Origin of the sequence: Aquamicrobium lusatiense, assembly GCF_014201615.1 — a bacterium.
Classification (GTDB): Bacteria; Pseudomonadota; Alphaproteobacteria; order Rhizobiales; family Rhizobiaceae; genus Mesorhizobium; species Mesorhizobium lusatiense.
On sequence record NZ_JACHEU010000001.1, the window covers coordinates 2,297,515 to 2,319,126 of the forward strand.

19 protein-coding genes, 3 tRNA genes and 1 pseudogene are annotated in these 21,612 nt (G+C 59.2%); 15 read left to right on the forward strand and 8 right to left on the reverse strand.

Features of this window, described 5'->3' with window-relative positions; all coding sequences use genetic code 11:
- Positions 1-71 precede the first annotated feature (71 nt).
- The 10 genes and pseudogenes from HNR59_RS11035 to glpK all read left to right on the forward strand — a co-directional run bounded on the left by HNR59_RS11035 (position 72) and on the right by glpK (position 10,613).
- On the forward strand, positions 72-308 hold the full coding sequence (locus HNR59_RS11035; RefSeq protein ID WP_183829864.1) for an Lrp/AsnC ligand binding domain-containing protein: 237 nt from the start codon (positions 72-74) through the stop codon (positions 306-308).
- Positions 309-453: 145 nt separating this feature from the next.
- Positions 454-1,227: a DeoR/GlpR family DNA-binding transcription regulator gene (locus tag HNR59_RS11040; protein ID WP_183831536.1), complete on the forward strand. Its 774-nt coding sequence runs from the start codon at positions 454-456 to the stop codon at positions 1,225-1,227.
- Between the two features lie 112 nt (positions 1,228-1,339).
- Positions 1,340-2,860, forward strand: a complete 1,521-nt coding sequence (gene glpD / locus HNR59_RS11045; protein ID WP_183829867.1) for a glycerol-3-phosphate dehydrogenase — start codon at positions 1,340-1,342, stop codon at positions 2,858-2,860.
- A 13-nt stretch (positions 2,861-2,873) separates the two neighbouring features.
- Positions 2,874-3,953, forward strand: coding sequence for an ATP-binding cassette domain-containing protein (locus tag HNR59_RS11050; RefSeq protein ID WP_183829871.1), 1,080 nt, complete (start codon positions 2,874-2,876; stop codon positions 3,951-3,953).
- 11 nt (positions 3,954-3,964) lie between these two features.
- A pseudogene (locus tag HNR59_RS11055) lies at positions 3,965-5,017 on the forward strand (ABC transporter ATP-binding protein); the annotation flags it as partial.
- 76 nt (positions 5,018-5,093) lie between these two features.
- Positions 5,094-5,960 carry a carbohydrate ABC transporter permease gene (locus tag HNR59_RS11060; protein ID WP_183829877.1) on the forward strand — a complete coding sequence of 289 codons (867 nt, stop codon included), beginning with the start codon at positions 5,094-5,096 and terminating at the stop codon, positions 5,958-5,960.
- A 1-nt stretch (position 5,961) separates the two neighbouring features.
- Complete coding sequence (locus HNR59_RS11065) at positions 5,962-6,873, forward strand: carbohydrate ABC transporter permease (RefSeq protein WP_183829880.1); 912 nt, start codon at positions 5,962-5,964, stop codon at positions 6,871-6,873.
- Positions 6,874-6,875: 2 nt separating this feature from the next.
- Entirely contained in the window at positions 6,876-7,163 is a 288-nt protein-coding gene (locus tag HNR59_RS11070) for a DUF2160 domain-containing protein (RefSeq protein WP_183829884.1), read from the forward strand.
- A gap of 78 nt (positions 7,164-7,241) precedes the next feature.
- Positions 7,242-8,966: an ABC transporter substrate-binding protein gene (locus HNR59_RS11075; RefSeq protein ID WP_183829887.1), complete on the forward strand. Its 1,725-nt coding sequence runs from the start codon at positions 7,242-7,244 to the stop codon at positions 8,964-8,966.
- A gap of 135 nt (positions 8,967-9,101) precedes the next feature.
- Positions 9,102-10,613, forward strand: a complete 1,512-nt coding sequence (glpK, locus tag HNR59_RS11080) for a glycerol kinase GlpK (RefSeq protein ID WP_183829890.1) — start codon at positions 9,102-9,104, stop codon at positions 10,611-10,613.
- A 95-nt stretch (positions 10,614-10,708) separates the two neighbouring features.
- Here glpK and HNR59_RS11085 read toward each other — a convergent pair whose 3' ends face one another.
- The gene (locus HNR59_RS11085) at positions 10,709-11,233 is read right to left on the reverse strand and encodes a BA14K family protein (RefSeq protein ID WP_183829893.1); all 525 of its coding nucleotides are present in this window, start codon (positions 11,231-11,233) and stop codon (positions 10,709-10,711) included.
- Positions 11,234-11,557: 324 nt separating this feature from the next.
- Between HNR59_RS11085 and HNR59_RS11090 the strand changes: the two genes are divergently transcribed.
- A tRNA-Lys gene (locus tag HNR59_RS11090) sits at positions 11,558-11,632 on the forward strand.
- A gap of 200 nt (positions 11,633-11,832) precedes the next feature.
- On the opposite strand, the gene HNR59_RS11095 is transcribed toward HNR59_RS11090, so the two are convergent.
- The 6 genes from HNR59_RS11095 to HNR59_RS11120 form a co-directional block, all read right to left on the reverse strand.
- Entirely contained in the window at positions 11,833-12,381 is a 549-nt protein-coding gene (locus tag HNR59_RS11095) for an isochorismatase family protein (protein WP_183829896.1), read from the reverse strand.
- Positions 12,382-12,856: 475 nt separating this feature from the next.
- Positions 12,857-12,933: transfer RNA gene (locus HNR59_RS11100), tRNA-Arg, on the reverse strand.
- Positions 12,934-12,980: 47 nt separating this feature from the next.
- Positions 12,981-13,286 carry an ETC complex I subunit gene (locus HNR59_RS11105; protein WP_183829899.1) on the reverse strand — a complete coding sequence of 102 codons (306 nt, stop codon included), beginning with the start codon at positions 13,284-13,286 and terminating at the stop codon, positions 12,981-12,983.
- Between the two features lie 112 nt (positions 13,287-13,398).
- Positions 13,399-13,475, reverse strand: a tRNA-Pro gene (locus HNR59_RS11110).
- A 144-nt stretch (positions 13,476-13,619) separates the two neighbouring features.
- On the reverse strand, positions 13,620-14,147 hold the full coding sequence (locus tag HNR59_RS11115) for an OsmC family protein (protein ID WP_183829902.1): 528 nt from the start codon (positions 14,145-14,147) through the stop codon (positions 13,620-13,622).
- Positions 14,148-14,392: 245 nt separating this feature from the next.
- A complete protein-coding gene (locus HNR59_RS11120) occupies positions 14,393-15,562 on the reverse strand; it encodes a cystathionine beta-lyase (protein ID WP_183829905.1) in 1,170 nt (389 codons plus the stop codon).
- A 444-nt stretch (positions 15,563-16,006) separates the two neighbouring features.
- On the opposite strand from HNR59_RS11120, the gene HNR59_RS11125 reads away from it, so the two are divergent.
- From HNR59_RS11125 to HNR59_RS11140, 4 genes are all read left to right on the forward strand, one after another.
- A complete protein-coding gene (locus HNR59_RS11125) occupies positions 16,007-17,035 on the forward strand; it encodes an amino acid ABC transporter substrate-binding protein (RefSeq protein ID WP_183829908.1) in 1,029 nt (342 codons plus the stop codon).
- Between the two features lie 105 nt (positions 17,036-17,140).
- On the forward strand, positions 17,141-18,325 hold the full coding sequence (locus HNR59_RS11130; RefSeq protein WP_183829911.1) for an ABC transporter permease subunit: 1,185 nt from the start codon (positions 17,141-17,143) through the stop codon (positions 18,323-18,325).
- A gap of 3 nt (positions 18,326-18,328) precedes the next feature.
- Entirely contained in the window at positions 18,329-19,489 is a 1,161-nt protein-coding gene (locus tag HNR59_RS11135) for an amino acid ABC transporter permease (protein ID WP_183829913.1), read from the forward strand.
- 16 nt (positions 19,490-19,505) lie between these two features.
- Complete coding sequence (locus HNR59_RS11140; RefSeq protein ID WP_275592311.1) at positions 19,506-20,309, forward strand: amino acid ABC transporter ATP-binding protein; 804 nt, start codon at positions 19,506-19,508, stop codon at positions 20,307-20,309.
- A 78-nt stretch (positions 20,310-20,387) separates the two neighbouring features.
- Here HNR59_RS11140 and HNR59_RS11145 read toward each other — a convergent pair whose 3' ends face one another.
- Complete coding sequence (locus HNR59_RS11145) at positions 20,388-21,611, reverse strand: FAD-dependent monooxygenase (protein WP_183831540.1); 1,224 nt, start codon at positions 21,609-21,611, stop codon at positions 20,388-20,390.
- Position 21,612: the final 1 nt, after the last annotated feature.

Here is a 21,612-nt window from a genome sequence, read left to right on the forward strand (position 1 = left end):
GCACAACTTGAAAGCAGCCGGCCAAACTGCGACAACAGCATCAACATAACCGATTGCGGACTGGACAGGCGATGAAGACGTTTTTCGTGCAGATCAAATGCGACCTCGGCAAATCCTATGAGGTGGCCAGCGAGCTGGCGGATGCCGAGATCGCTTCCGAGATCTACTCAACTGCCGGCCAGTTCGACCTGCTCGCCAAGTTCTATGTCGATGATGACGAGGATGTCGGCCACTTCGTCAATCAGCGCGTGCAGATCATTCCGGGCATCAAGGATACTTTTACGATGGTGACTTTCCGGGCCTTCTAGGTAGTTGCGGTGAGCGAGCCCCCCTGAGGGTGGCTAGGCGCACCTGCCTTATGCATGCCGCAAGGGAAGTGTTTGCACTATTCACGGCTTTCGTTTTCGTTTAAAAGCGAAAAAAGCGAAAACGGAGCCATGCAGCATGCCGGATATGTATCTGCCGCCACGCCACGCCGAAATCCTCCAGATGGCCAAGGACAGGGGCAGGGTTCTGGTCGATGATCTTGCCGCCCATTTTGCCGTCACGCCGCAGACAATACGCAAGGATCTCAACGACCTGTGTGACCAGCGCCTGCTGAGCCGCATTCACGGCGGCGCGCTGTTTCCGTCTGGCATCGAGAACATGGAGTATGAGGCGCGGCGCAAGATCGCGGCCGACGAGAAGGATGCGATCGGGAAGGCCGCCGCGGAACTCATTCCCGACAATGCTTCCCTGTTCATCAACATCGGCACCACCACGGAAGCGGTCAGCAAGGCGCTTCTCGATCATTCCGGCCTGATGGTCATTACCAATAATATCAATGTTGCCAACAGGATGCGGGTTTACCCTTCGATTGAGGTCGTGATCGCGGGCGGCGTTGTGCGCGGCTCCGATGGCGGTGTCGTCGGCGAGGCCGCGGTCGATTTCATCCGCCAGTTCAAGGTCGATTACGCAGTAATCGGAGCCTCCGCGATCGATCATGACGGGGCACTGCTCGATTTCGATTTTCGCGAGGTGAAGGTGGCACAGGCGATCATCGCCAATGCGCGCCATGTCATCCTCGTTTCCGACAGGACCAAGTTCGAGCGCACGGCTCCGGTGCGCATCGGGCACCTGTCGCAGGTCAACACCATGATCACCGACCGGTGCGAGATCGAGTCTGTTCGGCGCATCTGCTCAGATGCAGGCGTGACGCTGATCGAGACATCGGCAGCCGGTGGATGACTGTCAGATTTTCGTCATGTTTCGTTTGACATTCGTATTTAGTTCGTAATAATTCTCTTATGGTTTGGATGCCGGCAAATTTGCTGCGCTGCGAAACCATGGGAGGCATTTGGTGGATAGTTCCCCAGTCTATGACATTCTTGTCGTCGGCGGCGGCATCAACGGTTGCGGTATCGCCCGTGACGCCGTGGGCCGGGGATATTCGGTTTTCCTTGCCGAAATGGACGATCTGGCCAGCGGCACCTCGTCTGGCTCCACCAAGCTCATTCATGGCGGCCTTCGCTATCTGGAACATTACGAGTTCCGGCTGGTGCGCGAAGCGCTCATGGAGCGCGAGGTTCTGTGGCGCAATGCGCCGCACATCATCTGGCCGATGCGCTTCGTCCTGCCCTATGCGAAAGGTCTGCGTCCTGCATGGATGCTGCGGCTCGGCCTGTTCATCTACGATTATATCGGCGGGCGAAAGCTGCTGCCGCCGACGCGCACGCTCGACATGCGTCGCGATCCTTCAGGCAAGCCACTCAAGCCCGGTTTCGCTAAAGCTTTTGAATATTCGGATGGCTGGGTCAACGATGCCCGCCTCGTTGTGCTGAATGCAACCGATGCCGCGGCGCGGGGTGCGGAAATCCACACCCGGACCATGGTGGAGGATGCCCGCTTCGAGGATGGTATCTGGAGCATTCTTCTTCATGACCGGCTGACTGAGGAGCATCGCGAGGTCAGGGCGCGTCTGGTTGTCAATGCCGCAGGTCCGTGGGTTGATCAGGTGCTGTCGCGTGCGCTTGGTCGCAACAACGCTCACAATGTGCGCCTCGTGCAGGGCAGTCATATTGTCGTGCGCAGAAAATTCGATGATCCGCGCGCCTATTTCTTCCAGAATGCGGACGGGCGCATCATTTTCGCGATCCCCTACGAGGAAGAATTTACGCTGATCGGCACGACCGACCAGGATTATGCGGGCGATCCGCATGATGTGAAGATCACCGATGCGGAGATCGATTATCTTTGCGCCGCGGCCAGCGAATATTTCGTCGAGCCTGTGCAGCGCTCCGATATCGTATGGACCTATTCCGCTGTGCGTCCGCTTTACGATGATGGAGCGTCGAAGGCGCAGGAAGCAACGCGCGATTATGTGCTGAGAACCGAGCCGGGCGACGGGCCGATCATCAACGCTTTTGGCGGCAAGATCACGACTTATCGGCGCCTTGCGGAATCCATGCTTGAGAAGATCGAGGGCATCCTCGGCAAAAAAGGTCGGTCATGGACGGCAGATGCGCCGCTGCCCGGCGGTGATTTTCCACCGACCGGCTATGAGGCTGAAGTGGAGAAGTTGCGGAAGGCATATCCTTTCCTTGATCTTCACCATGCACGGCGGCTTGTGCGTCTTTACGGCACGAATGCCGGTGTTCTGCTGGGCGATGCGAAATCTCTCGCTGAACTGGGCCGGAATTTCGGCGCCGATCTCTATGAAGCCGAAGTGCGTTACCTTGTCGATCATGAGTGGGCGGTGACGTCGGAAGATGTACTGTGGCGCAGGACCAAGCGTGGTCTGAGGTTGTCGCAGAAGGAAGCCGCTGCGCTGGATGAGTTTATGAAGGGCCTGAGCCGCCGGGAATCGGCTGCGGCGGAATAGCGGGGAGGGGCCTGTGCTGGAATTACGAAATGTTTCCAAGGTGGTGGGTGGAGAAACGCATATTGCGGATGTCTCGCTTTCCCTGAACCATGGATCACTAAACGTGCTGCTTGGTCCTACCCTTTCGGGCAAGAGCAGCCTGATGCGCCTGATGGCGGGCCTCGACGTGCCGAGCAGCGGCTCCGTCTGGTTCGACGGCAGGGATGTGACCGGAACGCCCGTGCAGAAGCGCAACGTTGCCATGGTCTACCAGCAGTTCATCAACTATCCGGCGATGACGGTCTATGAGAACATCGCCTCGCCACTGCGCGTGGCTGGTGTCGACAAGGCAAAGATCGACCGCGAGGTGCGCCGTGCGGCCGAACTGCTCAAGCTGACGCCCTATCTCGATCGCACGCCGCTCAATCTCTCCGGCGGGCAGCAGCAGCGCACGGCGCTCGCGCGCGCCATCGTCAAGAATGCCAGCCTTGTGCTTCTGGATGAGCCGCTGGCCAATCTCGACTACAAGCTGCGTGAGGAATTGCGGCTGGAACTGCCGCGCATCTTCGCTGAAGCCGGCACGATCTTCGTTTACGCGACCACTGAGCCGCATGAGGCATTGCTGCTGGGCGGCAACACGGCAACGCTTTCGCAAGGGCGCATCACCCAGTTCGGGTCGACCGTTGAAGTCTTCCGCAAGCCGGTCGATCTGCTGACCGCGCGCACATTCGCGGATCCGCCCCTCAACACCATCGTGCTGCCGAAGAAGGGCGCTTCGTTCATTCTCGACGGCGCGATCAACCTGCCGGTCTCCCCGGAGATCGCATCCATTGCTGACGGCAGCTATACGATCGGCTTCCAGCCGCATCATCTGTCGCTTGAGCGCGTCGATGCAGCGTCCGTGCCGGTTCGCGCCAGGGTTTCCGTTACCGAGATCACCGGTTCGGAAAGCTTCGTGCATCTGGATTTCGCCGATGTGCGCTGGGTAATGCTGGCCCATGGCATCCATCAGTTTGAGCCGGACGATGAGATCGAGGTCTTCATCGATCCCCGCCACATCATGGTGTTCGACGCCGCCGGCCGGTCGGTCGCGGTGGCCGGACAGGCGGCATAGGAGCGGGACACATGGCACGCATCGATCTCGACCATATCCGCCACTCATATCTGCCCAACCCGACGCGCGATGAGCATTTCGCGCTGCGCGAAGTGCATCACACTTTCGAGGATGGCGGCGCCTACGCGCTTCTGGGACCTTCCGGCTGCGGAAAAACCACGCTGCTCAACATCATTTCAGGGTTGTTGAAGCCCTCGCACGGCAAGCTTCTGTTCGATGGCAAGGACATCACCAACCTGTCGACGCAGGAGCGCAACATTGCTCAGGTGTTCCAGTTTCCGGTGATCTACGACACCATGACGGTGTACGACAATCTGGCCTTTCCGCTGCGCAATCGCGGCGTGTCCGAGCCCGAGGTCGACCGCAAGGTGCGCGAGACGCTGGCCATGATCGATCTGGCCGACTGGGCAAAGCGCAAGGCGCGGGGGCTCACAGCCGACCAGAAACAGAAGATTTCGCTGGGTCGCGGTCTGGTGCGCTCCGACGTCAACGCCATCCTGTTCGACGAGCCGCTGACCGTCATCGATCCGCACATGAAATGGGTGCTGCGCTCGCAGCTCAAGCAGCTTCACCGCCGATTCGGCCACACCATGGTCTATGTGACTCATGACCAGACCGAAGCCCTGACCTTCGCCGAGCACGTGGTCGTCATGTATGACGGCCAGATCGTGCAGATCGGCACGCCGGCCGAACTGTTCGAGCGGCCAAAGCACACATTCGTCGGCTATTTCATCGGCTCTCCGGGCATGAATTTCCTCGCCACGGAAATCGACGGCAATGCCGCCCGGCTGGGCAGCCAGACTATTAAACTGCCCGCCGCGCCGTCCGTCGGACCCGGAAAGATCGAACTGGGCATCCGCCCCGAATATGTGCGTGTCGGCAGAGAGGGCATGCCGGTTTCCGTCACCCGTATCGATGATGTGGGCCGCCACAAGGTGCTGCGCGCTACGCTCGAAGGTCAGGACATCGCGGCTATCGTCGGCGAGGATGCGGAGATCCCGGCCGAGCCCCACGTTCTGTTCGATCCGGCCGGCATCAACATCTATGCCGATTCATGGCGGGTGGAGATGGGGCGGGCAGACGTGGCGCGGGCAGACGGCGCGCGCGCCGAAAACGGCCATCGCGGCAAGGGGGGCTGATATGGAAAAGACCTGGAACAACAAGGCATGGTTCCTGGTGCTGCCGGTGCTGGTTCTGGTGGCCTTCTCGGCGGTCATTCCGCTGATGACGGTGGTGAACTATTCGGTTCAGGACACGTTCGGCAACAACCAGTTCTTCTGGGCCGGAACCGAATGGTTCGAGGAACTGCTGCATTCCGACCGTTTCTGGGCGGCCATGGGCCGCAACCTCGTCTTTTCCTTCATCATCCTCGCGATCGAGGTGCCCCTCGGCATTTTCATTGCGCTCAACATGCCGCGCAAAGGGTGGGGCGTGCCGCTCTGCCTTGTGCTGATGGCGCTGCCGCTGCTGGTTCCATGGAACGTCGTCGGCACCATCTGGCAGGTGTTTGGACGCACCGATATCGGACTGCTTGGCTACACGCTCAACTCGATGGGCTTCGACTACAATTATGTGCGCGATCCGTTCGATGCATGGATGACCGTGATCGTCATGGATGTGTGGCATTGGACCAGCCTTGTCGTGCTGCTCTGCTATGCCGGTCTGGTCTCCATTCCCGATGCCTTCTATCAAGCCGCGAAAATCGACGGCGCCTCGCGCTGGTCCGTGTTCCGCTACATTCAGTTGCCTAAGATGCAGCGTGTGTTGCTCATCGCCGTGCTGCTGCGCTTCATGGACTCGTTCATGATCTACACGGAACCGTTCGTGGTGACCGGTGGCGGGCCGGGCAACTCGACGACATTCATGTCCATCGATCTCGTCAAGATGGCGCTTGGCCAGTTCGATCTGGGGCCGGCAGCGGCGATGTCGCTGGTCTACTTCCTGATCGTGCTGTTGCTGTCGTGGGTGTTCTACACCGTCATGACCAACTATGACGCGGAGCGCTGATATGGCTGGTGTCAACGAACGAACCGAACAGGCGACTGCCCGCAGCGCAGGCAGTGCTTCTTCCGGCATGTCGCAGGAAGCGATCGCCCGCCTCATGAAGCGCCGTGGCGAGGAATCGAAATGGTGGTGGGTCGTTCCCACCCTCTACATCGTGTTCCTGATGCTGCCGATCTACTGGCTCATCAATATGAGCTTCAAGACCAACAACGAGATCATATCGTCGCTGACGCTCTATCCGCACGAGCCCACGCTGCGCAATTACCGGATCATATTCACCGATCCCTCATGGTATTCGGGTTACATCAACTCGATCATCTATGTGGTTATAAACATGGTGATTTCGGTTGCCGTTGCCTTGCCTGCCGCCTATGCGTTCTCTCGCTACCGCTTCCTTGGCGACAAGCATCTGTTCTTCTGGTTGCTGACCAACCGTATGGCTCCGCCGGCAGTGTTCGCCCTGCCGTTCTTCCAGCTTTATTCGGCCTTCGGCCTGATCGACACGCACATCGCGGTGGCGCTGGCGCACTGTCTCTTCAACGTGCCGCTGGCAGTGTGGATTCTCGAAGGCTTCATGTCCGGCGTGCCCAAGGAGATCGATGAAACCGCCTACATCGACGGCTATTCCTTCCCGCGCTTCTTCGTGAAGATCTTCATGCCGCTGATTGCCTCCGGCATCGGTGTGGCCTGCTTCTTCTGCTTCATGTTCTCATGGGTGGAACTGCTGATCGCACGCACCCTGACGACCACCGACGCCAAGCCGATCGCCGCCACCATGACGCGCACCGTCTCGGCGGCCGGCATGGACTGGGGGCTGCTCGCCGCCGCCGGCGTACTGACGCTGATCCCCGGCGCGCTCGTCATCTGGTTTGTCCGCAACTACATCGCCAAGGGCTTTGCCCTGGGGAGGGTCTGATCATGGGCATCGACATGTCATGGATGGCGTGGACGTGGCCGACCGCCACCTTCTTCATCGTCATCGCTCTGCTGATCTTCAGCATGGGCGTCTGGGAATATGTTTCGCCGGGTGGAAATCCGCGTGTGGGCGTTCTGCGTTTCGAGACGACGCGCGGCGACCGCCTGTTCATATCGCTGCTTGGCAGCGCATTCATCCATCTCGCGTGGCTGGGGCTTGTCGGCCCCGGCCTGTGGTGGGCTCTCGCTCTGTCCGTAGTCTACGCCATTCTGGTGTTTCGCTACGTCTAGGGAGGGAACGGTTGGCGCATCCGTCTGAGGACGGCTGCGTCGGGCTTACGCATAAACCTTAACAGTGGAGGAAATTTCATGCGACGGCAGCTCTTAACATCGACGACAGCGCTCGTCCTTCTGCTTGGCGCCGGCAGCGCCTATGCGGGCATGGACGAGGCAAAGGCGTTTCTGGACAAGGAGATCGGTGACGTCTCATCGCTCTCGCGTGCCGATCAGGAAGCCGAGATGCAGTGGTTCATCGACGCCGCCAAGCCTTTCGCGGGCATGGAGATCAAGGTGGTTTCGGAAGCGATGACCACCCACTCCTACGAATCCGAAGTGCTGGCCCCGGCCTTCGCGGCCATCACCGGCATCAAGGTCACGCATGACATCATCCAGGAGGGCGATGTCGTTGAAAAGATTCAGACCCAGATGCAGACCGGCCAGAACCTCTATGATGGCTGGGTCAACGACTCCGACCTGATCGGCACCCACTGGCGCTACCAGCAGGTGCGCAACCTAACCGACTTCATGGCCAATGAAGGCAAGGACGTCACCAACCCGAATCTCGACCTTGACGACTTCATCGGCCTTTCGTTCACGACCGCTCCGGACAAGAAGCTCTACCAGCTGCCCGACCAGCAGTTCGCCAACGTCTACTGGTTCCGGTACGACTGGTTCAACGACGAGAAGAACAAGGCCGACTTCAAGGAGAAGTACGGTTACGATCTCGGCGTTCCGGTCAACTGGTCGGCCTATGAGGACATTGCCGAATTCTTCACCGGCCGTGATGTCAACGGCCAGAAGGTTTATGGCCACATGGACTACGGCAAGAAGGACCCGTCCCTCGGCTGGCGCTTCACCGATGCCTGGCTCTCCATGGCCGGCAATGGCGACAAGGGCCTGCCCAACGGCCTTCCGGTCGACGAATGGGGCATCAAGGTTGACGAGAACAGCCGTCCGGTCGGTTCGTGCGTTGCCCGTGGCGGCGACACCAACGGCCCGGCTGCGGTCTACGCCATCCAGAAGTATCTGGACTGGCTGAAGGCCTACGCTCCGCCCGCCGCACAGGGCATGACCTTCTCCGAATCCGGCCCGGTGCCGGGGCAGGGCGAGGTTGCCCAGCAGATGTTCATGTACACCGGCTTCACGGCTGATCTGGTCAAGGAAGGCCTGCCGGTCGTGAACGAGGATGGTACGCCGAAGTGGCGTTTCGCCCCGTCGCCGCATGGCGTCTACTGGAAGGAAGGCATGAAGCTCGGCTATCAGGACGTCGGTTCCTGGACGCTCATGAAGTCGACTCCTGATGACCGCGCCAAGGCCGCATGGCTCTATGCGCAGTTCGTCACCTCCAAGACCGTGGACGTGAAGAAGGCGCATGTCGGCCTCACCTTCATCCGTGAGAGCACGATCCGTCACGAAAGCTTCACCGAGCGTGCACCGAAGCTGGGCGGCCTGATCGAGTTCTATCGCTCACCGGCCCGCGTGCAGTGGTCGCCCACGGGCACCAACGTTCCTGACTATCCGAAGCTGGCGCAGCTGTGGTGGCAGGCCATCGGCGATGCATCCTCGGGTGCAAAGACTGCTCAGGAGGCCATGGACTCGCTCTGCGCGGAGCAGGAAAAGGTGATGGAGCGCATCGAGCGTTCCGGCGTTCAGGGTGACATCGGCCCGAAGATGGCCGAGCAGCATGACCTTGAATACTGGAACAAGGATGCGGTGGCGAAGGGCAGCCTCGCGCCTCAGCTCAAGATCGAGAACGAGAAGGAAAAGCCTCTCACCGTCAATTATGACGAACTGGTCAAGAGCTGGCAGGAATAATCCTCCAGACGACTGCAGCGGGGGCGGCTTCGGCCGTCCCCGTCCTTACTTTGACAAATCATTCAAAGCCTTGCATCCCATCTGCCAAATGCGGAAGGATGCCGTATTGAACTGCATCAGCGACAAGAGAAAACCGTGAACGGCTTCATCCTTGCTATCGACCAGGGCACCACGTCGAGCCGGGCTATCGTGTTCGATAAGGACAGGAACGTCGTCGGTGTCGGTCAGAAAGAATTCACCCAGCATTATCCGGCATCCGGCTGGGTCGAGCACGATCCGGAGGAAATCTGGTCTGGCGTTCTGGCAACCGTCAGACAGGCGCTGAAAAAGGCGAAATGCGCGGCCGGCGATGTGGCCGCCATCGGCATCACCAACCAGCGTGAAACCATCGTCATCTGGGACAAGGAAACCGGAAAGCCTATCCACAACGCTATCGTGTGGCAGGACCGCCGGACTGCGCAGATGTGCGCGAAACTGAAGAAGCAGGGGCTGGAGAGGAAGTTTACCCGCAAGACCGGCCTCCTCCTCGATCCCTATTTTTCAGGCACCAAGATCGCCTGGATGCTGGACAAGGTGAAGGGCGCGCGCAAGCGTGCCGAGAAAGGCGAGTTGCTGGCAGGCACCATAGACAGCTTTCTGATCTGGCGCCTCACCGGCGGCAAGGTTCACGCCACCGATGCCACCAACGCGTCCCGTACGCTCGTCTACAACATCGAGAAGAACGCGTGGGATGAGGAGCTTCTGCGCATCCTCAACATCCCGGCCTCGCTTCTGCCGGAGGTGAAAGATTGCGCCGACGATTACGGCGCGACCGACGAAAAGCTGTTTGGCGCTGCCATTCCCATTCTGGGCGTCGCCGGCGACCAGCAGGCGGCAACGATCGGGCAGGCCTGTTTTCAGCCGGGAATGATGAAATCCACTTATGGCACGGGCTGCTTCGCGCTGCTGAACACCGGCAGCGATCTCGTGCGGTCGAAGAACCGGTTGCTCACGACTATAGCCTACCGCCTTGACGGCAAGACGACTTATGCGCTGGAAGGATCGATCTTCATCGCCGGCGCTGCGGTGCAATGGCTGCGCGACGGGCTGAAGATCGTCAGCCGTGCCGACGAAACCGGACCTCTGGCGCTTAAAGCCGATCCGGCGCAGTCGGTCTATCTGGTTCCGGCCTTCGTCGGCCTTGGAGCACCGCATTGGGATGCCGAGGCGCGGGGAGCCATCTATGGCATTACGCGCAACACGGGGCCGGCGGAATTCGCCCATGCAGCGCTGGAATCGGTGGCCTATCAGACCCGCGATCTGCTCGATGCTATGCACAAGGACTGGAAGGCGAATGGGGCCGACACGGTGCTGCGCGTGGACGGCGGCATGGTCGCCTCCGATTGGGCCATGCAGCGTCTTTCGGATATTCTGGATGCTCCTGTCGACCGGCCGACCATATTGGAAACCACGGCTCTCGGTGCCGCATGGCTTGCAGGCTCGAGGGCAGGGGTTTGGCCCGGCATGGAAGAGTTTGCGAAGAGCTGGTCTCTCGACAGGCAATTCAATCCCGAGCTTGATGAAGCCACACGGGCAGCCAAGCTCAAAGGCTGGCGCGATGCGGTGCGGCGTACGCTGACCACCTCATCTTCTTCTGGTAAGGCCTGAAAGCGTTGAAGCTGATTTTCGGAAGAAGAGCATAAGCTTCTGGATCTAAATAAAAAAGCCCGCACATTGTGCGGGCTTTTTTTGTTCGGGAACCCTCAGTAATAGGGCGATACGCACTGCTTGCGCGGCCCGTTATAGGGCTGGAACGTGTTGTCCGACGCACGATAGCTGCGATATTGATTGTAGCACCAGTTCACGTGAGCATTGCCGCCGCCGCGATAGGCAGGAGCAGGAGGTGGCGGTGCACTGTTGGCTATGGCGCCGCTGATGATCATGCCCGTTGCGAACGCAGCCAGCGGGAACCAGTAATCACCGTGGCGTTTGTAGCCGGGTCTCGGTTCGCGATAGCCACGATGGCCGCGCCAGTAGACATCGTTGTTATGAGGACGGCGATATTCGTGCCTTCCATCGGGGCGTGGCCCGGGGCGTCGATCCGGCCGTTTGTAACGGGGATTGGCGCGCGGAGGGTGCCCCGGCCTGTGGTCGATCTGTTGGATGTCGCTCGTCATGGTTTGACTCGGTGCGACATAGATAGGTGCCGCGCTGGCGAGCGAGATGTCCGCCGCCAGAAACGACAGCGATACGGCCGATGCAAGCAGACCTGCAACGATGCGTTTCATAAGATTCTCCTGATCTGCGATAGCGTCCCTTTGTGTCTGAAACAGATTAGCGGCGAAATTGTTCCCACGGCAACAGAAACTGTCGTTCGATGACGGAGTTCGAGGGGCGGTTTGCGCCCCTGTTTGACTTCTGTTGAAGTTAATCTGGAAAGGCTGTCGGGAGGCTCTTTTTACTGTTGACCGGCTCTGTGTCGCTCCCTATGTTCCGGCCCAATTCCGGGGCAGCGAACTGCTGCGGATAATGCGGTGGGCGGAAGGTGCAGGAGAGGCATCGTCTGAAGTCAGGTTCCGGAGATTTCCCGGAACATCCCGCATTTCAATGATGGGCCGGTAGCTCAGCGGTAGAGCACGTGACTTTTAATCATGTGGTCGAGGGTTCGATCCCCTCCCGGCTCACCATCATCAGGCATCTTTATTCTACTTTAGCCGCGCCGACGCGCCATCTGCGACACAATGAGTTGCCGCAAGAAGGCGGAGCGCTGGCGTTGTGCGCGCCTTAAGTCAGATAACGGGATCACCTTTTGCCCGGCGCTGCTGCCTCGGGCAGAGGGGATAAATCTTCATTGTAGGGCCAACCGTTCGCCAAGGCTGGCATGGAATCAGCTGTTGGGCAGCATTACCGCAGATGTGGTTGTGATCTCTGCTCCATACACCATTTTCAGATAATCGAGTGCCGCATCACCATCCACTCCGGGAAAGACACAAACCGCATCTGCGGGGACCCGAATTTTATAGTCGCGAACAAATGCCCCATAGGCGGTATGGCGCACGCAGCAATGGGTATGCTGACCGGTCAGAATGACCTCGCTTACCCCGTATTTTCTGAAAACTTCTTCCAGATCAGTGCCGTCGAAAGCGCCATAGAAGCGTTTCGGCGAAACGATTTCCCGCTCCGCTCCGACAGGCGCAAGTTCGTCGACAACCGCGGCACCGTATGTGCCGGCCATAGCATGGCGGCCCCAGACGCTGATCTCCCTGTCATCTGAACGATGCGCATCGTTCGAGTACACAACAAGCCAGTCGGGATCTGCGCGTGCATGCTGAATCAGGCGCTTAATCGGAGGGATGATTTTTGCCGCATCGGCTTCGTTGTTGAGTACGCCCGTCACGAAGTCGTTGAGCATGTCGATCACGATAAGAGCCTTCACGATCCCTCCTTAAGAATATTTCGTGGCACAACGTCTTCTGCCTCATCATCGTGAGGCACCTGCTGTTGACTTCCAGACACAGCTTGCGCCTTGCAGTGCCGGTGACAAGGCATTTCCCACCTTACTTCGACATTCCTGTCTGGAAAGATCAAAAATCCCCTGTGAGCAGGGCGAAGCGCTTTGCGCTGTAATTATTGCGAGCTGTACAACCTTGAAGCCATCAGCCCCGGGCGCCACAGAAACCGGCTCAACAACGGCAGGAAACGGCGTCGAGATGGTGATGCCGCGCTGGAAGGAGAAGCAAGCGCGATCGGTTTCAGAACCGGGAAGGGGCAGAGCCTCGCAGAGCTAAAATCGCCTGAAAGTCTGCTAGTCGGTATGAAAGCTCATAGTTAAAAGACAGGGGGGCTCGGCTGGTACCGGACTCACGCCTTATGGATGGGTGAGATTTCCGGAGTGGAAGGGGCCGAAAGGATGGCGATCCCGGCAGGATTCGAACCTGCGACCATCGGCTTAGAAGGCCGGTGCTCTATCCAGCTGAGCTACGGGACCAGATATACGCGACTGTACAAAAAGCAGCGCAGTAAAATTCCAGTTATTTAATGCGTCCAGGGCGTGCGGCGGTCGTATCGGAAATTATCCGAATAGGAGATTTGCCTGCGCTTCGGCTGATTGGGTTCCTGCAGGCGGTAAGCCAGACCTTCGCGCTCGGCATAAGCGATGGCTTCTTCCTTCGTCTCGAAGGTGAGGCGAATCTGGCTCTTCATGTCGCCGGACGTGGTGTAACCCATCAGGGGATCGATCTTGCGCGGCTGTTCGGGCTCGAACTCCAGAACCCAGTATCCGGTCTTGGCTGTGCCGGATTGCATAGCAGTCTTGGCAGGGCTGAAAATGCGCGCGGACATGGAAACCTCTTTGCAGTGCGGCTTGCGAGCCGTAGCGTCTCCATACTTCGCAAAACCGGCGGCGGCAAGATCGCAAACGCCGCAGCACCGTCATTCCAAAGCTGAGGTTACATGGTCGGAGTGGCAGGATTCGAACCTGCGACCCCCTGATCCCAAATCAGGTGCGCTACCAGGCTGCGCTACACTCCGGTGACCACCGGCTGCTGTCAGTTTTCACCAACAATTTGCGAGTGGGGATGCCGTATCAGCCCGGATGCCTGCATGCAAGCCTGCATTTGCAACTTATCGTTCCGCTCGCCCTTCACCGGATTTTTCCACAGTGTTGGCGGTGCCTCAAACCGGCTCCAGCGCGTGAGCCTGCTCGTGGCGGAAGTCGATTTGCACGGGCGTCGGGTTCTGGAGAATATCGAGAACCGGGCAGTGGCGGTCGACCACGCTTTTGAGACGGAGAAGATCATTTTCCGAAGCCGGGCTGTCTATGGTCACCTCGGCGGTGATACCCTGAAAGCCAGGGCGGATGGATTTGTCGACGTTGAACAGGCCGCGCAGATCGATGTCTCCTTCAAGCCGAACGGAAACCCTGTTCACTGGAATGCCGAGCGCGTCCGCGTAAAGACGGTAGGTGATTTCCTGGCACGAGCCGAGAGCGGCAAGAATGTATTCGACCGGATTGGGGGCGGTATCGGTGCCGCCAAGCGCCTGCGGCTCGTCAACGGCCACGTTGAACTGTCGAATCGCGACGTTGCTGTTGACGCCGTCTCCAAGGGTGGAACTGGCTGAAAATGTAGCGCGTGCATTTTGCGGTGCAGCGGCAAGGGCCGCATTGGTGGAATCGAATGCCGTCTTGAATTTGAAAGTCATCAACGCGTCCCTGCCGAATAGCCAAGGCACCTTATCGTGCCGCTGAAATTCTGGCTGCGACGGCGGCGCGGATAAAGAAAGGTAGTGCCTCTTCCCGTTGGGATGGCGAAATGACTTTTCACGAAAGCGACAGGGTGCAGACAATGGTTCTGCGACCCGGCCGCTGTTTCCTTTTTATTTTTGAAGGCATTCCGGAACGGGAGTATTTGTTGCGCCGGGCCAGAGTGAGAACCTGAGGCGAAAACTCAGGCCGATGCTGCAGCGTCGAGCCCGCGCTGCAGGTCCGTCTTCAGATCCTCCACATCTTCCAGTCCGATCTGGAGGCGTATGACCGGTCCCGCATATTTGCCTCTGGCGATCGTTCTGTCAGCCAGCGACACGGGAACGGCAAGGCTTTCATAGCCGCCCCATGAAAATCCCAGCCCGAATATCTTCAGTGCATCAAGGAAGGCGTGCGCCTGCTTCTGGCTGCCGCCGTCCAGGACAATGGAGAAAATGCCGCTCGATCCGGAGAAATCGCGCTTCCAAAGCTCATGATCGGGATGGCCTGGGAGGGCAGGGTGCAGCACGCTGGCCACACCGGGCCTGCCTTCAAGCCACTCGGCCACTGCAAGCGCGCTGGTGCGGTGATGTTCGAGCCTGATGCCCATGGTGCGAAGACCGCGCAGAACCTGATACACGTCATCGGGCGCGGAACAGCAGCCCAGCGTGATGAAGCCATCATGCAGGCGCTGCCAGTGTTGCTCATTGGCAGATACCGTGCCCAGAAGCACATCGGAGTGCCCGGCGGGGTACTTGGTGGCGGCATGGATGGAGATGTCCACGCCGAAATCGAGCGGCCTGAAATAGAGCGGCGTTGCCCATGTGTTGTCCATCATGACGACGGCGCCGGCCTGTTTCGCCACTTTTGAAATCGCCGGAATATCCTGCACCTCGAATGTGTTGGATGCGGGCGATTCGGTAAAGACGACGCTGGTATTGGGGCGCATGAGTGCGGCGATTCCGGCGCCGATATGCGGATCGTAATATTCCACTTCCACGCCCAGTCTCTTCAACATGGTGTCGGCGAAGTGACGGGTGGGATGGTAGACGGAGTCCACGATCAGGACATGAGACCCGGCCTCGGCAAAGGCAAGCAGCGGCACGGTGACGGCTGCAAGGCCGGATGGAACGATAATCGTTCCGGCCGACCCCTCCAACTCGTCCATGGCCGCAGCCAGAGCATCGGTGGTCGGCGTTCCGCGTGTACCGTAAGTGTATTTCTGTGAGCGTCCTACAAGCGTGGCTGAATCCGGGAACAGCACGGTGGATGCGTGGACGACGGGTGGATTCACGAATCCATAAAAATCCCGGGGATTGCTTCCGCAGTGGGCAAGGCGCGTATTGATGCCCAGGTCGGTGCTGTCTTTGGCCATGTAGAGATCGCTCCAGATGTTGTTTCGCAAGCTTAGTGGCGCACTTATGCACCCGCAACCGTGATACCCCTGAGCGGCTTGCATTTTGCTCGTTGTGCAAAAAGCTGCCGGTCGGGGAAACAACCTCCCAAGATCGGTGGTCAGGCGACATTTTATGTCGCTTTCAGGACATGAAGAAGCCTTCCGCAACGGAACCGTGACGCAATTTCAGGAATGAATTTTGCTTTCACGGCAATGTGTTGAGTGCAAAATGACCAGTGCTCTGGCCCAATCATTCATTTTTCTTGACCTCACGAAGATTATCGCCTTCGATGACGTTCGTGAATGGGAGCGGGTCATAGGTCTTGAAGACTTTACATCCCGAGTAAAAAGCGGTCGGGGGAGATCGCCTGGACACGACGAAACCGGGTCGATTCCCGGATAACAGAAAAGGGTATGTGGGTTATGAAAAAGTTGGCAATCGGTGTGCTCGGTGCTGCCGCATTCGGAATGCTGGCGGGAGCAGCCAGCGCGGATACGCTTGACGATGTGAAAGCCAAGGGCTTCCTGCAATGTGGGGTGAACACGTCGCTCGCCGGCTTCTCCGCTCCCAATGACAAGGGTGAGTGGATGGGGCTTGACGTCGATTTCTGCCGTGCTGTGGCTGCGGCGGTATTCGGCGATGGAACCAAGGTCAAGTTTACGAGCCTGAGCGCGAAAGACCGCTTTACAGCGCTTCAGTCCGGCGAAGTGGACATTCTCTCGCGTAACACGACGTGGACCATCAACCGCGACACGGCTCTCGGCTTCAATTTTGCCGGCGTGACCTACTATGATGGTCAGGGCTTCATGATCAACGCGAAGAAGCTTCCGGGCGTGAATTCCGCGCTCCAGCTTTCCGGCGCTTCGGTTTGCGTCCAGTCCGGCACGACCACGGAAATGAATCTGGCTGACTATTTCAGCGCCAACAAGATGGAATACAATCCGGTCGTGTTCGAGAAGTTCGAGGAAGCCAACGCCGCCTATGATGCGGGCCGTTGCGATGCCTACACGACCGACCAGTCCGGCCTCTATGCCGTGCGCCTGCAGATGGCGGCACCCGACGACCATGTCGTGTTGCCGGAAATCATTTCCAAGGAGCCGCTCGGTCCGGCTGTCAGGCAGGGTGACGACAAGTGGTTCGACATCGTGAAGTGGACCTATTTCGCTCTTCTCAACGCGGAAGAGGCCGGTATCACGCAGGCCAATGTCGATGAGATGAAGAACAGCGCCAATCCCGACATCAAGCGTCTGCTTGGAACGGAAGCTGAAACCAAGATCGGCACCGACCTTGGCCTCGGCAATGACTGGGTCGTGAACATCATCAAGGCCACCGGCAATTACGGCGAAATCTTCGAGCGTAATGTTGGTACCGGAAGCCCGCTCAAGATCGCGCGCGGCGTCAACGCGCTGTGGACCAAGGGCGGCCTGCAATACGGTATGCCGATCCGCTGACGACCAGAAAAGCCGGAGAGTTCACCTTTCCGGCTTTTTCCCTTCCTGCCGGAACACAAAAACAAACACCGGCGGGAATTCAGACACCTGTTCAAGGGGAACCATGTGTCACAGGAAGTTATCAGAGACGAATCCGCGCGGGTCCCGCTGATATATGATCCGAGGGTTCGCAGCATTGCATTTCAGGTTGTTCTGGTCGCGCTGCTGGTGCTTGGCGTGTGGTGGATCGTCGACAACACGATCGAGAACCTGCGTCGCTCCAACATTTCCACCGGATTCGCGTTTCTGCGGGGGCGGGCGGGATTCGATATTTCCGACCGGCTGATCGACTACACGTCGGATTCGTCCTATGGCCGCGCGCTTCTGGTGGGTATCGCCAATACGCTGATCGTAGCTGCAGCCGGCATTGTGACAGCCACGATTTTGGGCTTTCTCGTCGGCGTCGGCCGCCTATCGAACAACTGGCTGATCCGCAAGCTGGCGACGGTCTATGTGGAAGTGTTCCGCAACATTCCGCCGCTGCTGGTCATCCTGTTCTGGTATCAGGGCGTGCTGGCCGTGCTGCCCAATGTGCGCGACAGTCTCTCGCTGCCGCTTGGCTCCTACCTTAACAATCGCGGGTTCTACTTTCCGCGGCTGGTGTGGGAACCGGGCGCCTGGCTGATCCTTGCCGGGTTCGTGGTGGCGGTCATCCTGTCCTGGTATGTGGCAAGGCGCGCGCGGGCAAGACAGATGGCCACGGGCCAGCAATTCCCGGTCTTCCTGACCAGCCTTGCGCTGATCATTCTGCTGCCGCTGCTGGCCTATCTTCTGGCCGGGATGCCGGTCTCGGTGGATTATCCGCAGAAGGGTACGTTCAATCTGTCTGGCGGCTTCAATGTGAAGCCCGAGTTCCTGTCCCTCTATCTGGCGCTGTCCTTCTATACGGCCTCGTTCATCGCCGAGATCGTGCGCGCCGGCATATTGGGTGTTTCCAAAGGGCAGACGGAAGCCTATTCGGCGCTGGGCATGCGTTCGGGGCAGGGGCTGCGGCTGATCGTGATCCCGCAGGCAATGCGCATCATCATTCCCCCGCTCACCAGCCAGTATCTGAACCTGACGAAGAACTCATCTCTCGCTGTGGCGATCGGCTATCCCGATCTCTACGCAATCGGCGGAACCATTCTCAACCAGACAGGGCAGGCGATCGAGGTGGTGGTCATCTTCATGACCGTTTATCTCAGCATCAGCATCATTACCTCGATCTTCATGAACTGGTTCAATACCAAAATGGCCCTGAAGGAGAGGTGAGCTATGCAGGAACATGACATATCCTGGGTGCGCACCGAAATGGCTCTGGCCGAAACTGCGCCCCGTTCGCAGGTGGGTGCGGCAGCGTGGCTGCGCAAGAACCTGTTCGCTACTCCGATTGACTCGGTTCTCACCGTGCTTGCCCTACTGGTTGTGGCTTCGCTTCTGCCGCGGGCGCTCGACTGGCTGTTCTTCGGAGCGGTGTGGACAGGCGCTGACCGCACAGCCTGCCTGACCACCGAGCAGGGCGGCCAGCTTCCGGCCGGATGGTCCGGCGCGTGCTGGCCTTTTGTAAGCGGCCGCTTCGGCCAGTTCATGTTCGGCCGCTATCCCATGGACGAGCGGTGGCGCGTGATCCTCACCGGCATCATCTTCGTGGCGCTGCTGGCGCCGCTTCTGATACCGCGCGTACCCTACAAGAAGCTGAACGCCATATTGTTCTTCGGCGTGTTTCCGTTCGTAGCCTACTTCCTGCTGGTGGGCGGCGCTTTCGGCCTGCGTTATGTCGAAACCCCGATGTGGGGCGGCCTGATGGTGACGCTGGTCATTTCCTATGTCGGCATCGTCGTGTCACTACCACTTGGCATCATACTGGCACTCGGCCGGCGCTCTGAAATGCCGATCGTGAAGCTGCTTTCGGTGATTTTCATCGAAACCGTGCGTGGCGTGCCACTGGTCACCGTTCTGTTCATGGCCAGCTTCATGCTGCCCCTGTTCGTGCCGCCGGGCACCAGTTTCGACAAGCTCCTGAGGGCGCTGATCGGTGTCGCTCTGTTCGCCTCGGCCTATATGGCGGAGGTGGTCCGCGGCGGATTGCAGGCCATCCCCAAGGGGCAATATGAAGGCGCGGATTCGCTCGGTCTCGGCTACTGGCCGAAGATGGGGCTGATCATCATGCCGCAGGCGCTGACGCTGGTCATACCCGGCATCGTCAACACCTTCATCGGCATGTTCAAGGATACGACCCTGGTGCTGATCATTTCGATGTTCGATCTGCTCGGCGTCGTGAAGCAGAACATTTCGGGTGATCCCACATGGGCGACCCCGCAGACGGCAAAGACCGGCTACATTTTTGCAGCCGCAATCTTCTGGGTGTTCTGTTTCGGCATGTCGCGCTATTCTCAGTATATGGAACGCCGGCTCGATACCGGTCACAAACGCTAGGCAAGAGGAATGGCAAATGGCCACCGAAAACGCAGTCAGCGCTGAAGAGATCGAGGTCGACACCGGCAAGATGCAGGTTTCGGCGACGGAGGTCGCGATCGAGATCATCGGCATGCACAAGTGGTATGGCGAGTTTCATGTGCTGAAGGACATCAACCTGAAGGTGATGCGCGGCGAGCGCATCGTCATCTGCGGTCCCTCGGGCTCGGGCAAATCGACGATGATCCGCTGCATCAACCGGCTGGAGGAGCACCAGAAGGGCAAGATCATCGTCGATGGCAAGGAACTGACCAACGATCTGAAGAAGATCGACGAGGTGCGCCGCGACGTCGGCATGGTGTTCCAGCACTTCAACCTGTTCCCGCACCTGACCATTCTGGAAAACTGCACGCTGGCGCCGATTTGGGTTCGCAAGGTTCCGAAGAAGGAGGCCGAGGCGACGGCCATGCACTATCTGGAGCGGGTGAAGATCCCCGAGCAGGCGCACAAATATCCCGGCCAGCTCTCGGGCGGGCAGCAGCAGCGGGTGGCGATCGCGCGCTCGCTGTGCATGAAGCCGAAGATCATGCTGTTCGACGAGCCGACCTCGGCGCTGGACCCGGAGATGGTGAAGGAGGTTCTGGAAACCATGGTCGGGCTTGCCGAGGAAGGCATGACGATGCTGTGCGTGACGCATGAAATGGGCTTCGCGCGTCAGGTTGCGAACCGGGTGATCTTCATGGATCAGGGCCAGATCGTGGAGCAGAACACGCCGGTCGAGTTCTTCGACAACCCCCAGCACGAGCGCACCCGGCTGTTCCTCAGCCAGATCCTGCATTGAGGAAGACAAGCGCGGCATAGCAATTTTGCTAGGCCGCGCAGCTTCCGGAATCTGGAAACGAAGAGGGCGGCTGCTTGTTCAGCGCTCCTGCGGGAGCCGCCACCCATAAAGCCAGTCAAGATCGGTTGCGAGGCTTTGCGGAGAGCGCATCCTGAGCACAAGATTTCTCGCCAGAGCCACCGGCCCTGCTGCATTCCACGCCATTTTGTTCAGTGCGCCACGCCGCGCGACTTTAGACAGCCGCGCTTTACGTTGCTGTTCCCACAAGGATATCGCGCCTTGTTCACGGGTGTTGGGCTCAGCGATATATTGCGCCAGCAGGGCCGCATCTTCGATGGCCATGGCGGCACCTTGCGCCGCAAAGGGGGTGACGGCGTGCGCGGCATCCCCGATGAGTGCGATTCCCGGTGTGGTCCAGCTGGCCACAGGGTCAACCGTATGAAGCGGCCATGCCGTCCAATGCCCCGCCATTTCCACCAGACGCGCCAGAGCGGGTGAACTTCGCGCGACGGCATGCAGCAGAATCGACATTTCCGCCTGTACTGCCCAGCTTTGCGCGATATCCATCGCGGGCGTGAATGCGACCAGATTGATTTCTGCTCCGGCCCGCAAGGGGTATGCCACCAGATGAAAGCTGGCATGCACGAAAGTGGTGACACTGTCGCTGTCCGCAAGCTTGCGAAACGCTTCGCCGGCGGCGCTGTTGGTGTCTATGGTCGTGCGCCATGCGATCTGTCCGCTGAATCGGTTTCGGGCCGAGTGTTCGACAAACCGGCGGGAAGCGGACCAGACGCCATCGGCTCCGATCAGCAGCGGGCACTCTGCGGTGGTCGTGTTGCCTTCAGGGTCCCCGAAGCTTGCGATAACATGGCCCGGCGGTTCGCGCGAAACCTCCGCCAGTTTCATGCCCGTGTTGATTTCGATTTCCGGCCGTGAACGCGCCTCCGTCAGCAATGCTTGCTGAAGGTCGGCGCGGTGCGAAACGAGATAGGGCGCGTTCCAGCGCTGTTCAGCGAATTTCCCAAGCGGAACGCCGGCAAGTTCGCGCAACGTGTTGGCGTCTTTCAGTCGCACGGCCTGCGGCTGCACAGCGTGGGGGTGCAGATGCGGCAGAACGCCGAGATCTTTCAGAATGCGTGCGGCGTTTGGCGAAATCTGAAGCCCCGCGCCAAAGGCTTCCAGTTTGGGCGCTTGCTCGAAAACACGGCAGGCTATACCCCGGCGCGCGAGAGCAATCGCCATGGTAAGGCCGGCAATGCCGGCCCCGGCGATCACGATCGGGCTTTCGCCCCTGTATGCCATG

Bases quoted from the DNA above. Each gene is read 5' to 3' on its own strand.
- HNR59_RS11035 (WP_183829864.1), top strand. From the start codon at position 72: ATGAAGACGTTTTTCGTGCAGATCAAATGCGACCTCGGCAAATCCTAT.
- HNR59_RS11040 (WP_183831536.1), top strand. From the start codon at position 454: ATGTATCTGCCGCCACGCCACGCCGAAATCCTCCAGATGGCCAAGGAC.
- HNR59_RS11060 (WP_183829877.1), top strand. From the start codon at position 5,094: ATGGAAAAGACCTGGAACAACAAGGCATGGTTCCTGGTGCTGCCGGTG.
- HNR59_RS11065 (WP_183829880.1), top strand. From the start codon at position 5,962: ATGGCTGGTGTCAACGAACGAACCGAACAGGCGACTGCCCGCAGCGCA.
- HNR59_RS11070 (WP_183829884.1), top strand. From the start codon at position 6,876: ATGGGCATCGACATGTCATGGATGGCGTGGACGTGGCCGACCGCCACC.
- HNR59_RS11075 (WP_183829887.1), top strand. From the start codon at position 7,242: ATGCGACGGCAGCTCTTAACATCGACGACAGCGCTCGTCCTTCTGCTT.
- HNR59_RS11085 (WP_183829893.1), bottom strand. From the start codon at position 11,233: ATGAAACGCATCGTTGCAGGTCTGCTTGCATCGGCCGTATCGCTGTCG.
- HNR59_RS11105 (WP_183829899.1), bottom strand. From the start codon at position 13,286: ATGTCCGCGCGCATTTTCAGCCCTGCCAAGACTGCTATGCAATCCGGC.
- HNR59_RS11115 (WP_183829902.1), bottom strand. From the start codon at position 14,147: ATGACTTTCAAATTCAAGACGGCATTCGATTCCACCAATGCGGCCCTT.
- HNR59_RS11120 (WP_183829905.1), bottom strand. From the start codon at position 15,562: ATGGCCAAAGACAGCACCGACCTGGGCATCAATACGCGCCTTGCCCAC.
- HNR59_RS11125 (WP_183829908.1), top strand. From the start codon at position 16,007: ATGAAAAAGTTGGCAATCGGTGTGCTCGGTGCTGCCGCATTCGGAATG.
- HNR59_RS11135 (WP_183829913.1), top strand. From the start codon at position 18,329: ATGCAGGAACATGACATATCCTGGGTGCGCACCGAAATGGCTCTGGCC.
- HNR59_RS11140 (WP_275592311.1), top strand. From the start codon at position 19,506: ATGGCCACCGAAAACGCAGTCAGCGCTGAAGAGATCGAGGTCGACACC.
- HNR59_RS11145 (WP_183831540.1), bottom strand. From the start codon at position 21,611: ATGGCATACAGGGGCGAAAGCCCGATCGTGATCGCCGGGGCCGGCATT.